Source organism: Paractinoplanes lichenicola (genome assembly GCF_016785085.1).
Classification (GTDB): Bacteria; Actinomycetota; Actinomycetes; order Mycobacteriales; family Micromonosporaceae; genus Actinoplanes; species Actinoplanes lichenicola.
In genome coordinates this window covers 590057-602487 of sequence record NZ_JAENHO010000002.1, presented here as the reverse complement: position 1 = coordinate 602487, position 12431 = coordinate 590057, and the positions used below count along the sequence as shown (strand labels likewise).

Here is a 12431-nt window from a genome sequence, read left to right as displayed (position 1 = left end):
GCTCGCCCGATATCATGTGTTTTCTTAGCCTTTGAGGCTGCCGGTTGTCAGGCCCGACATGATGTTGCGCTGGAAGATCAGGAAGATGATCACCGTCGGGATCGCGGCGATGACCGAGGCGGCGATGACGACGTTCATCGGCGTCCCGCCGGAGAAGGCATAGATGCCCACGCTGAGCGTGCGGGTCTCGGGCGACGGCATGACCAGCTTGGGCCAGAGGAAGTCCTTCCAGACGGCGGTCACCGCAAAGATCGAGACCACGCCGAGGATCGGCCGCGACATCGGCAGGATGATCGACCACAGCGTGCGCAGCGGCGAGGCGCCGTCGACCTGGGCCGCCGCGATCAGGTCCTCCGGGATCGAGTCGAAGAACCGCTTGAGCAGAAAGATGTTGAACGCGTTGGCGACCAGCGGCAGCCAGATGGCCCACGGCGAGTCGAGCAGGTTGACGTGAATGAACGGCAGGTCGATGGCCGTCACGTACTGCGGGACGATCAGCACCATGGCCGGGATCATCAGCGTGGCCAGCATCAGCCCGAGGATCACGTTGCCCAGCACGGGCCGCAGCTTCGACAACGCGTACGCGGCCGCGGTGTCGAACACCAGCTGGAAGAAGACCGCGCCGGCCGCGTAGTAGAACGTGTTGAACAGCAGCTTGGCCAGGTCCAAGTTGTTCCACGCATCGGCGTAGTTCTGCAGCTGCGGGTCGTGCGGCCACAGCGTGGGCGGCGTCTGCGCGATCTCCTGGCCGGTCTTGAGCGCGCCGGTCACCATCCAGTAGAGCGGCCCGAGGAAGACCAGGGTGAAGCCCGCGACCACGACGGTGAGCACGGTCCAGTAGAGGAAGCGGCCGCGGCCCCGCTGAAGTTGCGCCTGCGAGATGAGGGTTCGGGTCATCGTCCTAGTCCTGTTTCGTCGTCAGTCGCACGTAGACGGCGGAGAAGGCGGCCAGCACGACGAGCATGATCACGCCGAGGGCGGCCGCGCCGTTGAGGTCGTTCTGGAAGAAGCCGTGCTGATAGATCAGGTAGGCCACCGAGGTCGCCGAGTCCTGCGTGCCGGCCCCGTTGGCCAGGATCAGCGGCTCGATGAACAGCTGCATGGTGGCGACGATCTGCAGCATGGCCAGCAGCGCGAGGATGAGCCGGGTCTGCGGGATCGTCACGTTCCAGATCCGCCGCCACACTCCCGCGCCGTCCAGCTCGGCCGCCTCGTACAGCTCGCCCGGGATGTTCTGCAGCGACGCCAGATAGATCAGCACCGCGCTGCCCAGGTTCATCCAGGTCGACGCGATCACCATGGCCGGGATCGTCATAGTCGGCGACTGCATCCACTCCGACGTGGGCAGGTGCAGCGCCTTGAGGATCGCGTTGAACAGGCCGGCCTCGCTGGGGTCGTACGCGTAGTACTTGAACAGGAACAGCGCCGAGGCCGGGGGCAGCATCACCGGCAGGTAGACCAGGATCCGCAGGTAGCCCTTGGCGTGCCGCAGCTCGTTGAGCAGGATCGCCACGAAGAACGGCAGCACGTACCCGACGACCAGGGCCAGCGCCGTGAACAGGAACGTGTTCTTCCAAGCGGTCCAGAAGCTGGGGTCGGCGATGATCCGGCTGTAGTTGTCCCAGCCGACCCAGGTGGTCTCGCCGCGCCGGGTGCGCTGGAAGCTCATCACGATGCCGCGGATCATCGGGAACCACATGAACAGCGCGAAGCAGAAGACCGCGCCGAGCAGGAACGCGTGGCCGGTGAGGTTGTCCCTGACCTTGCGGCCCTTTTTCGAGACCGTACGCGGCGGGGCGGGCGCCGGCTTGGTAGCGGTGCCCGGTGCGGTCATGATCGCCAAAGCGAACTCCTTCTGACAGCGCGGGAGCCGTCGCCGGCTCCCGCGCCCCCGTTGATCAGCTACCGGCGGCCTGGAGCTGGTTGACCTTCTCCTCGGCCGTCTTGAGCAGTGAGTCGATGTTGGCGTTGGGGTTGGTCAGCACCCCCGACATCGCCGAGTCGAGCACCGCGTAGATGGCCTGGGCGTTGCGCGGCTCCCCGACGATCGCGACCGGGTTGTCCTCGAACACCTTGAAGTTGGCCGTGTCCACGTTCGCGTTGGCCTTGCGCAGGTCGAGCTCCTGCTTCTGGGCCTCGCTGCCGTTGCTGAACAGCAGCGGCTGGGGCAGGCCGACCGGGTAGTTCTGCGGCTTGGCCCGCACGTAGTCGAGCTGGCCCTTGCCCGGCGTCAGCTTCTGGTAGGCGATCCACTTCAGACCGGCCTTGACCTGCGCCTCGGACAGGCCCTTCTTGAAGAAGTAGCCCTCGCCGCCGCCCAGCGTGCCCTTGGCCGCGCCGTCCTGGCCGGGCATCGGGCCCATCGCCCAGTCCTCGTACTTGCCCTGGAACTGGCTGACGATGGCCTGGGTGGCGTCGGGCGCGCCGATGAACATGCCGACCTTGCCCGCGCCGGCATTGGTCAGCAGGTCGCCCCACTGCAGCAGCTGGCGGCTGCCCATGCTGTTGTCGCCGTACCGCATGTCCTTGAGGTTCTGCAGCACCTGCTTGCCGGCGGCGTCGTTGAAGGCGGCCTTCTTGCCGTCCTCGCTGAGCACCTTGCCGCCCTGCGAGTAGATCTCGGCGGTGAAGTGCCAGCCGCCGGTGTTGCCCGCGCTGTATTCCGAGAAGCCTGCCACGCCGCCGCCCAGGCCGGCGATCTTCTTGGCCGCCGAGCGCACCTCGGCCCAGGTCTTGGGCGGGTTCTCCGCGTCCAGGCCCGCCTTCTTGAAGAGCGCCTTGTTGTAGACCAGGCCCATCGAGTAGTTCTTCACCGGGATCGCGTAGAGCTTGCCCTCGTCGGTGAAGACCTCCTTGAGCGCCGGGTCGACGCTGTCCCAGGTCGGGATGGTGTCCTTGCTGACCGCGGACGTGATGTCGGCCGCCTGCCCGGAGTCGAGCACCTGCTGCAGGTCGGTCATGTAGCCGTAGAAGACGTCGGTCATCGTGCCGCCGGCCAGGCGGGCGGTGAAGTCCGGCGGGTTGTTGCACTGCTCGCCGACGCTGACGCTCTTGATCGAGATGTCGGGGTTCTGCTTCTCGAACTCCGCGACGTCGGCGTTCCAGTTCGCGAGCAGTTCCTTCTGCGCGCCGACCGGCTGGCAGTCGACAGTGATGGTCACCTTGCCACTGGCGTCGGTCCCGGAGTCGTCGCTGCTCTTGGTCGAGCACGCCACCAGGCTGAACCCCAGGCCGGCCGCGAGCGCGAACGCCGCCGCCTTCCGGTACTGCGGTACGGACATCAGTCGATCCCTTCGGGAACGGTTATGTGACGTGAGTCTCTAGTCATGTTTCGTGGAGGTGACGATACAAAGTCAAACGGGTCGCCGCAAGAAGCCGACTGAAGGAAGAAAAAACTCGACTCCACGCTGGACGGGCGCGCACGACAAAGGGCGGGCCGATCGGCCCGCCCTTCGGTAAATAAAGTTGCTGGTCAGCCCCTCGCGGGCGCCGGTGCGGTCGATCCCCGGACGACGAGCTCCGGTTCGAAAAGAAGTTCGTCAGGCTCGACGCCGCTGCCCTCGATCTGGTTGACGAGCAGGTCGACGGCCGCCTGGCCCATCATCTCGATCGGCTGCCGCACGGTCGTCAGCGGCGGATCGGTGCAGGTCATCAGCGCCGAATCGTCGAAGCCGACCACCGAGACGTCGGACGGCACGTCGAGCCCGAGCCGGCGCGCGGCCCGGATCGAGCCCAGCGCGAGCACGTCGGAGGCGCAGATCATGCCGGTCACGCCACGGTCGATCAGCTTGGCCGCGGCCAGCCGGGCGCTCTCCATCGAGAAGTTGGTCCGCTCGACCCAGAACTCCTTGCCCTCGAGGGCGGCCAGCTTGCGCCGCGACGGCACGTGATCCTCGGGGCCCATGACCATGCCGATCCGGGCGTGGCCCAGCGAGCGCAGATGCCCGTACGCCTGCTCGACGGCCACCGCGTCGTCGGTCGAGATGTGCGGGAACCCCAGGTCGGCGACGCCCGCGTTGACCATGACGACCGGCATGCGGCGATCGGTCAGCGCGCGATAGTGCCCGTGCTCGGCCTCGGCCAGCGCGTAGGAACCGCCGGCGAAGACCACCCCGGAGACCTGATGGTCGAGCAGCATCTCGATGTAGTCGCGCTCGGGCACGCCGCCGATCGTGCGGGCCGCCAGCAGCGGGGTGAAGCCGCGCTGGGCCAGCGACGCGGTCACCACCTCGGCCAGCGCCGGGAAGATCGGATTTTGCAGCTCGGGCAGCACGAGACCGACCAGCCGACCGCGTTCGCCGCGCAGCTTGGTCGGGCGCTCGTAGCCCAGCACATCGAGCGCGGTCAGCACCGAGGCCCGGGTCGCCTCGCTCACACCGCTGCGCCCGTTGAGCACGCGGCTGACGGTCGCCTCGCTGACGCCCGCCTTCTTGGCCACCTCGGCCAGACGTTTGGTCATTCGGCAACCCTACGGCAGATCCCTGCAATTTCCGAACCGTGGCTTGCAGTCTCGTCTCGCTGTCACGTTGAGCCTTGCAGCCGCTTGCACTCCGCAGCCGAAAACGAGAAGACGGGACCTCCGGGCACCCGGCAGGATGTGCTGGTGACCGCCCCCACCCCACTCGAGCAAGCCATGCGGAACGGCGGCGACGCCCTCGACGTGCTCTACCGGTCGCTCGTGCGCGGCGAGACCCACCTGGTCGCGCTGATCGAGCGCCCCCGGATCACCGCGTGGCTCGAGGAACGTCGCCGGCGCGACCCGTGGCACAGCCGCCCGATCCCGCCCGCCCTGGCCAGCCTGGAGCGCGACGGCCGGATCCGGGAGCAGGCGGTCCACGAGATGGCGGCCGGCCCGCGGCCCGAGCTGATGCCGTTCCTCGTGCTGCGCTGCGCCGACTGGGTGGCCCAGGTGCGCGACCCGGCCCGCGCGATCGTGGCGACCATGCTCGCCGAGCGGCCCGAGACGTTCCTGCGACCGGCCGTGCCGATGGCCATGCACATCGCGGACCGCTACCGCGCCGACTGGGCCACGCGACAGGTCCGGGCGGCCACGGTGGCCGCGTTCGACCGGGTCGAGACCACGATGCTCGGCTCCAAGGTCCCGGCCGTACGCCGGCTGGTCTTCGCGGCCGGCACCGAGCTCGGCCGCTGGGAGCACCGCGACCTGGTGCGCTTCGCCCTGCACGAGCCCGACACGATGGTTCGCACCCTCGCCGCCGACGCGCTCGCCGCCACCGCGGCCCGGCTCGGTGACCTGGAGACCCTGCGGACGATCGCCCGCTCGCGGTTCGTCCAGGTGCGCGCGGCCGCGCTGACCGAACTGGCCCGGCTCGGCCACGACGCCGATGTCGCCGCGGCCGCCGACGACCCAGCGCCGTTCGTGCGTGCGATCGCCCGCACCCGGCTGCCCCAACCGGCCGCCCACTATCGCGCCGCCGTCACCACCCGGCCCACGCCCGGGGCGATCGCGGGGCTGGGCGAGACCGGCGGCTACTCCGACGAGGCGGTGCTCGCGCCGCTGCTCGGCCACGACGACGCGCGGATCCGGGCCGCCGCCGTGCAGGCGCTCGCCGCCCTGGACGCCGTACCGGTGGAAGGGGTTGTGCCTTTGCTGCAGGATCCGGTGCCCGGGGTGATCCGCGAGGCCGCGTCGGCGCTGCGCCCCTATCAGCGGCGACTGCCGGCCGACCGGCTCTGGCGGCTGCTGGACGACCCGCGGCTCGAGGTACGGCGGGGTGCGTACCGGATCGTGCGGAACTGGGATCCGGCGAGCGCGCTGCGGGCCGGGCGGATGCTGGCCGGTGACGACGACCCGCAACTGGCCCAACGCGGGCGGGACGACGTGCGAAGGTGGGAGAGGATCGTCAACGAGCAACAGGCGGGCTGACAAAATGGGCCTCATGGCGCAGAAGACCAAGCACTGTCCCTGCGGGCGCGGGCTTGCGTACGAGGAATGTTGCGGGCCGGCCCACCACGGCGAGCCGCCCGCCACGGCCGAGGCGCTGATGCGGTCGCGCTACTCCGCCTTCGCGCTCGACGACGACGCGTACGTGCTCAGCAGCTGGCACCCGAAGACCCGGCCCGAGCAGATCGAACCCGACTCGCGGCTGCGCTGGGTGGGGCTCGAGATCATCGAGTCGACCGGTGGGGGCATGTTCGACAACGAGGGCGTCGTCGAGTTCCGCGCGCACTACCGCGATCACGGCAAGAACGGCGACATGGTCGAGCGCAGCCGGTTCGTGCGGCACGACGGCAAGTGGGCGTATTGGGGGCCGATCCTGGCCGACGGATCGCTCGCGAACATCTAGATCGTGTGTTTCCCTTCAGGGTGAGACCCCTGGAGGCAACCGTGAGCTCCGAGCACCGGCCGATCGAGGACTCCGTCGTCCGCGACTTCAAGGTCAACCTCTCGTACGGGCGTTATCTGCACCTCGACGAGCTGCTGAGCGCGCAGCACCCCGTCAGCGAGCCCGAACACCACGACGAGCTGCTGTTCATCCTGCAGCACCAGACCTCCGAGCTGTGGCTCAAGCTGGTGCTGCACGAACTGCGCGAGGTCACCCGCCGGATCGCCAAGGACGAGCTGCGGCCGGCGCTCAAGGGCCTGGCCCGCGTCAAACACATCCAGCGCACACTGACCGAACAATGGTCGGTGCTGGCCACGCTCACCCCGAGCGAATACGCCGAGTTCCGCAGCTTCCTGGGCACGTCGTCGGGATTCCAGTCGTATCAGTACCGCGCGGTCGAGTTCCTGCTCGGCAACAAGGACGAGCGGATGCTGGCGCTGTTCTCCGACGATCCGAGCGCCCTCGAGATGCTGACCGAGGCCCTCGGCACCCCCAGCGTCTACGACGAGTTCCTGCGCTATCTGCACCGCCACGGCCACGACGTGCCGGTCGAATTGCTGCAGCGCGACGTGCGGCTGCCGTGGCGCTATCACGAGGATCTGGTGCCGGTCTTCGTGCGCATCTACAGCGATCCGGAAACGCACTGGGAGGCGTACGAGGCCTGCGAGGAGCTGGTCGACATCGAGGAGAACTTCCAGCTCTGGCGGTTCCGCCATCTCAAGACGGTCGAGCGGACCATCGGCTTCAAACGTGGCACCGGCGGCTCCAGCGGCGTGAGCTTCCTCAAGGCGGCGCTGGACCTGACGTTCTTTCCCGAGCTTTACGCCGTACGCACCGAGATGGGCGCCGTCTCAGGCCGCGGGCTCCAATAGCGCGCGCAGCGCCGGCACCAACTCGTCGAAATCCGCGTGGCGGCCGGTGAAGAACTCCGCGTACAAGAAAGCCCCCACCATCCGCACGTAGAGATAAGCGAGATGATCGATATTGGTCAGGCCGGCCTCCCGGAAGATCTCGGCCTGAATAGCCACCGCGCGCCGATGCACACCCCCGGCCGGAGTGAACAAAACCCGCGACGCGGCCTCCGGCTCCAGCCGCAGAAACCGCTCGAGAACCGGCGAGCGTAATTGCTCGCCGAAATGCCGCGAAACCTCCACCACGCCGTCGAATCCATGGTGTTCGCGGGCGGCCCGGGCCTGCAGGAACATGGCCTCGGTGAGCTCGCACAACACGTCGTCGAGCAGGGCGTCCCGGCTGCCCGCGACCCGATAGAGAGTCGCCCGGCTGATCGCCATCTCGCCGGCCAGCGCTGCCATATCCAATGTGGAACGCTGCAGAAAATGCTCCCGCCCCGCCGCCACCACCTGATCATGATTGACGACGCGGTGGCTGACCTTCTGCCCAGACATCGATCCCTTTCGGTGGCCCTTAATCCGTCCCCCTTGAATACGGATAGCCCGCGACGACGGATCAATACGGGCCACCCTGCAATCCCTTTCACGTTCCACCCCTCCGTCCCCAGCGCCCCCTCCGCCTCTCGCCGCGGTGCTTCCCCCTCCGGTCGGGGGTGTGGTTTTCCGCAGTGAGGTCGGCGGCTGCCCTCATGGTCCGGCGGTCCGCTGATCCCTAGCGTCGTTGCCATGACCTCGACCTACGCCGCCGCCGCGGACGAAGGCGGCCTCACCGGCCTCGTCACCGGCCTGGTGGAAAAGCTCGGCGGCCCCGGAGCCGGCCTGGCCGTCGCCCTCGAAAACCTGTTCCCGCCGATCCCCAGCGAGGTGATCCTGCCGCTGGCCGGCTTCACCGCGGGCCAGGGCCGCATGAGCCTCGTCGGCGCCATCGTGTGGACGACCATCGGCTCGGTCGTCGGCGCCGTCGCCCTCTATTACGCCGGCGTCCTGCTGGGCCGTGACCGCCTCCGCGCCATCGCCGCCCGCCTGCCCATGATCAAGCTGACCGACATAGACCGCACCGAGGCCTGGTTCGCTCGCCACGGCCCCAAGACGGTCCTGTTCGGCCGCATGATCCCCATCTTCCGCAGCCTGATCTCGATCCCCGCCGGCGTCGAACGCATGCCGCTGCCCATGTTCCTGCTCTGCACCACGATCGGCAGCCTGATCTGGAACACCGCCTTCATCCTGGCCGGCTACTCCCTGGGCGCGAACTGGCACGCCGTCGAGTCCTACGCCTCGATCTTCCAAAAGCTGGTCATCGTCCTCTGCCTTGTCGCCGCCGCCGTCTTCATCACCGTCCGGCTAACCCGCCACCGTCGCGTACGGTGACCGGGATGCCGCCCTACGCCCGACTCCGCCCCCTGGTGCGCAGAGCTTGGAACCCGCTGGCCGCGGTGACCCTGGGCGCCCTGAGCGGCGCCGCCGAGGGCCTGTTCCTGATCGTGGCCGGGCTGGTCTGGGTCTCGCCGGGGCGGGCGGTCGTGGCCGGGCACGCTCGCGAGATCGCGGCCTGGGAGCGACGGCGGCTGTCCTTGCCGCCGGTGCACACGCCCGACGAACGCCGGGTGGTGGCCTATCTGGCGGCGCGGCTGTGGCCCGCGTTCCTCGGCACGATCACGGTGTCGCTGTTCCTGACCGGACTCGTGCTGGTGGTCATCGTGGTGCGAGCCTTCGCCACCGGGCAGATGGGCGTGCTCGACCTGCTGGGTCAGGCACTCATCGGCTCGGCCCTGCTTGCGCTCAACATCCAGGCCGTCGGGAGCGTGCTCCGGCTCGACCGCTGGCTGGCGCACCGCCTGCTCGAGACGGGTTCCCGCGACGCGCTCGAACAGCGGATCACCGAGCTGACCGCCACCCGGGCCGGCGTCATGGCGGCCGTCGACGCGGAACGCCGCCGCATCGAACGCGACCTGCACGACGGCCTGCAGCAGCGGCTGGTGGCCCTGGGCATGCTGCTGGGCCGGGCCCGCCGCAGCCGCGACGCCGACCAGGCGGCCACCCTGCTGGCCCAGGCCCACGACGACGCCCAGCGCGCACTCGACGAGCTACGCGAGGTCGCCTGGCGGGTCTACCCGTCGGCGCTCGACCACGGCACCCTCGACGACGCCCTGACCATGGTCGCCCAGCGCTCCGCGGTCCCGGTCCGCATCGCCTACCGCCTCGACGAGCGCCCGCCCCCACAGGTGGAAACCGTGCTCTACTTCGTCGCCTGCGAGGCCATCACGAACGCCGCCAAACACTCGGGCGCTACGGTCATCGACATCGAGATCGACGCCTCCGCAACGGAGTTCGAGATGCACATCCGCGACGACGGCCAAGGCGGCGCCGACCCCACCGGCAGCGGCCTCCAGGGCCTGTCCCGCCGCGTAGCCGCCCTCGACGGCCACTTCACCCTGCACAGCCCCACCGGCGGCGGCACCACAATCCAGGTCACCCTCCCCCAAGCCCCCACAACGCCGCCCCCATCCCACCCAGCGCCACACCCACCACCCGCTGCAGCGCCCCAACCGGCCGCCACATCCCGCCCAACGCCCTACCCCACGACGCCTCCCCAACCGACGCCCGCAGCCGGGCCAGTGCCGCACACGATCCCCGCCACACCTCTGCCACCGGCGGCCACACCCGGGCCGGCGATCCAGTCCCAACCCCCGGCCCCCACCCAACCCGCGGCGGCCTCCCCAACGGCCACCACACCTGGGCCGGCGGCCCACACCCGACCCACGCAGGCGACCCCGGGGCTGTCTCCGGGTGGGGAGGGCTGACGGCGCGATGCGGATCGTTTTGGCCGAGGATTCGACGTTGCTGCGGGAGGGACTTGTGCGGCTGCTGGCCGATGAGGGGCATGAGATCGTCGCGGCGGCGGCCGATGCTGAGCAGCTTGTGGCGGCCGTTGCGGAGCAGCAGCCCGACGCGGTGGTGACCGATGTGCGGATGCCGCCGACCAACAGCGATGACGGGTTGCGGGCGGCGATCGAGATTCGGCGGCGGTGGCCCGGGATTGCCGTGTTGGTGCTGTCGCAGTATGTGGAGAAGCGGTACGCCACGCAGTTGTTGTCCGACCGGTCCGACGGCGTGGGCTATCTGCTCAAGGACAGGGTGGCGCAGGTCGAAGACTTCCTCGACGCGCTCGAGCGGGTGGCCGCCGGGTCGACCGCGTTGGATCCTGAGGTTGTGCAGCAGTTGATGTCGCGCACCAGTCACGCCAACCCGTTGAGCCGGCTGAGTCCGCGCGAGCATGATGTGTTGCGGCACATGGCTCAGGGTTATACCAACGCCGCGATTGCTGAGCGGTTGCATGTTTCGCAGAGCGCGGTCGAGAAGCACGTCAACGCGATCTTCGACAAGCTCGGGCTGGCCGACACGGCCGGATACAGCCGACGGGTGCTGGCGATCCTGCGCTATTTGGGGAGTTAGACGCGCGTCCAGGTGTTGCAGCCGCTGCTCTGGAAGACGCCGCCGGGGGTGATGGTGACCAGCAGTTGGCCCTTGGCAAACTCGTTGGCGATCGTGCTGGTGGAGGCGCCGTCGGCCGAGCGGGCCCGCTCCCAGTAGCAGAAGTCGACGTTGGCGGCGGAGCGGTACGTGCCGGGCAGGAAGTCCGAACCGACGAAGTAGACGCCGTTGCCCGCGATGGTCGTCTTCGTCGACTTCACGCTCATCGCCGCCGCGGTGACGCGGGTCCACGTCTTGCAGCCGCTGGTCTTGAAGACCTTGTCGGTGGGCTTGACGTAGACGAGCCGCTGCCCGCCGCCGATGTCGTTGGCGATGATGCTGCTCATGGCGCCGGTCGCGTTGGTGGCCCGCTGCCAGTAGCAGGAACTGTTACCGACCGACCGGTAAACCCCGGCCGCGAAATCCTTGCCGACCACGTAAGAACCCGACCCGGGAATCGTGTTCTTCGGAGCCGCAAGAACCGCCGGAGCCGCAAGAACCACCGGACCAGCAGCAACCACCGGTCCCGCCGGAGCCGCCGCAACCGCAGCGGCCGCCGGAGCGGCAGGAGCGGCAGCAGCCGCCAGAACCGCGGGAGCCGCGAGCGCGGATGTCGTGGCCGGGGCGGCGGTCGAAATCACGGCCGCGACGGCCATGGCGGCGAAGACATAGTTGCGGAAGGCGGAGGATCGGCCCGGAACGGTCATCAAAGTCCTTTGCGAAGACGGGGCGAAGGCGACATGCGGATTATCTCGGTCATATGACCGATGTGACCGGCCAACACCGCCTTTACAAGGGGGTCTGTCCGATCGGACTACCTCGCACGGGTCGGCCGGTAGCGAACAAAGGTGGCGTACAAAAGGGGAATGGGTTTGATCGTGGTTTCGGGGGCCAGCGGGCGCCTCGGTGGTCGGGTCGCACGCCGGCTGGGCCGCCCGATGCGGCTGCTCGTCAGGGATGCGAGTCGCGCGCCGGAGATCGCCGGGGCCGAGGTCGCCGTGGCGGAATATCGGGACGGGCCCGCGGTCGCCAAGGCGCTCGAAGGGGCCGGCACGGTGCTGATGGTGTCGGCGGCCGAGACGCCGGACCGGGTCGGGGAGCATCGCAGCTTTGTCGACGCGGCGGCCGCGGCGGGTGTCGGGCATCTCGTCTACACGTCGTTCGTGGGGGCCGCGCCGGACGCGACTTTCACGCTGGCCCGCGATCATTGGGCCACCGAGCAGCACATCCGCGACAGCGGCCTGACGTTCACGTTCCTACGCGACAACCTGTACGCCGACTTCCTGCGGTTCCTGGTCGGGGAGGACGGCGTGATCCGCGGGCCCGCGGGTGACGGGCGGGCGGCCGTGGTGGCCCAGGACGACATCGCCGACGCGATCACTGCCGTCCTCCGGGAGCCGGGCGAGCATGCGGGCAAGACGTACGACCTCACCGGGCCGGAGGCGCTCAGCCTGGGCGATGTGGCCGCGACGATCAGCGCGGTCACCGGCCGGGAGGTGCGCTTTCACGACGAGAGCATTCCCGAGGCGTACGCGTCCCGCTCGTCCTTCGGCGCCCCGGAGTGGCAGGTCGATGCCTGGGTCAGCACGTACACCGCGATCGCGGCGGGCGAGCTGGCCGCGGTCACCACCGCCGTCGCGGACCTGACCGGTCACCCGGCGACCCCACTGGCCAAGCTGCTGGAGACATGACAACATTGTTG

The 12431-nt window shown here is 69.0% G+C and carries 13 protein-coding genes; 7 read left to right on the top strand and 6 right to left on the bottom strand.

Translation table 11 applies throughout. The annotated features are described in order from the left end of the window. Positions 1–24 precede the first annotated feature (24 nt). The 4 genes from JKJ07_RS07320 to JKJ07_RS07305 all read right to left on the bottom strand — a co-directional run bounded on the left by JKJ07_RS07320 (position 25) and on the right by JKJ07_RS07305 (position 4459). Complete coding sequence (locus JKJ07_RS07320) at positions 25–897, bottom strand: carbohydrate ABC transporter permease (protein WP_202990458.1); 873 nt, start codon at positions 895–897, stop codon at positions 25–27. 4 nt (positions 898–901) lie between these two features. Beyond that, positions 902–1843 carry a carbohydrate ABC transporter permease gene (locus tag JKJ07_RS07315; RefSeq protein WP_202990457.1) on the bottom strand — a complete coding sequence of 314 codons (942 nt, stop codon included), beginning with the start codon at positions 1841–1843 and terminating at the stop codon, positions 902–904. A gap of 55 nt (positions 1844–1898) precedes the next feature. Then, positions 1899–3281 carry an ABC transporter substrate-binding protein gene (locus JKJ07_RS07310; RefSeq protein ID WP_202990456.1) on the bottom strand — a complete coding sequence of 461 codons (1383 nt, stop codon included), beginning with the start codon at positions 3279–3281 and terminating at the stop codon, positions 1899–1901. A gap of 191 nt (positions 3282–3472) precedes the next feature. Next, positions 3473–4459 carry a LacI family DNA-binding transcriptional regulator gene (locus JKJ07_RS07305; RefSeq protein ID WP_202990455.1) on the bottom strand — a complete coding sequence of 329 codons (987 nt, stop codon included), beginning with the start codon at positions 4457–4459 and terminating at the stop codon, positions 3473–3475. 144 nt (positions 4460–4603) lie between these two features. Here JKJ07_RS07305 and JKJ07_RS07300 point away from each other — a divergent pair, with 144 nt between their 5' ends. The 3 genes from JKJ07_RS07300 to JKJ07_RS07290 are packed head-to-tail and all read left to right on the top strand — an operon-like array spanning position 4604 to position 7219. Continuing rightward, a complete protein-coding gene (locus JKJ07_RS07300) occupies positions 4604–5887 on the top strand; it encodes a HEAT repeat domain-containing protein (RefSeq protein WP_202990454.1) in 1284 nt (427 codons plus the stop codon). 13 nt (positions 5888–5900) lie between these two features. Further along, positions 5901–6308, top strand: coding sequence for a YchJ family protein (locus tag JKJ07_RS07295; protein ID WP_236028461.1), 408 nt, complete (start codon positions 5901–5903; stop codon positions 6306–6308). A gap of 41 nt (positions 6309–6349) precedes the next feature. Further along, positions 6350–7219, top strand: a complete 870-nt coding sequence (locus JKJ07_RS07290) for a tryptophan 2,3-dioxygenase (protein WP_202990452.1) — start codon at positions 6350–6352, stop codon at positions 7217–7219. On the opposite strand, the gene JKJ07_RS51620 is transcribed toward JKJ07_RS07290, so the two are convergent. Continuing rightward, positions 7199–7828 (bottom strand): QsdR family transcriptional regulator, encoded by a 630-nt coding sequence (locus JKJ07_RS51620; protein WP_202990451.1) that lies wholly within the window; start codon positions 7826–7828, stop codon positions 7199–7201. The two genes, JKJ07_RS07290 and JKJ07_RS51620, sit on opposite strands and share 21 nt — an antisense overlap. A 156-nt stretch (positions 7829–7984) precedes the next feature. Here JKJ07_RS51620 and JKJ07_RS07280 point away from each other — a divergent pair, with 156 nt between their 5' ends. Genes JKJ07_RS07280 through JKJ07_RS07270 form a run of 3 tightly spaced genes read left to right on the top strand, consistent with a single transcriptional unit; the run spans position 7985 to position 10711 of the window. Next, a complete protein-coding gene (locus JKJ07_RS07280) occupies positions 7985–8626 on the top strand; it encodes a DedA family protein (protein WP_202990450.1) in 642 nt (213 codons plus the stop codon). 5 nt (positions 8627–8631) lie between these two features. Continuing rightward, positions 8632–10059, top strand: coding sequence for a sensor histidine kinase (locus JKJ07_RS07275; protein WP_236028460.1), 1428 nt, complete (start codon positions 8632–8634; stop codon positions 10057–10059). Positions 10060–10066: 7 nt separating this feature from the next. Further along, positions 10067–10711, top strand: coding sequence for a response regulator transcription factor (locus tag JKJ07_RS07270; RefSeq protein ID WP_202990449.1), 645 nt, complete (start codon positions 10067–10069; stop codon positions 10709–10711). On the opposite strand, the gene JKJ07_RS07265 is transcribed toward JKJ07_RS07270, so the two are convergent. Continuing rightward, positions 10708–11385 (bottom strand): Rv1352/Rv1906c domain-containing protein, encoded by a 678-nt coding sequence (locus JKJ07_RS07265; RefSeq protein ID WP_498370747.1) that lies wholly within the window; start codon positions 11383–11385, stop codon positions 10708–10710. The two genes, JKJ07_RS07270 and JKJ07_RS07265, sit on opposite strands and share 4 nt — an antisense overlap. A gap of 210 nt (positions 11386–11595) precedes the next feature. Here JKJ07_RS07265 and JKJ07_RS07260 point away from each other — a divergent pair, with 210 nt between their 5' ends. Next, a complete protein-coding gene (locus JKJ07_RS07260) occupies positions 11596–12420 on the top strand; it encodes an SDR family oxidoreductase (RefSeq protein WP_202990447.1) in 825 nt (274 codons plus the stop codon). Positions 12421–12431 lie beyond the last annotated feature (11 nt).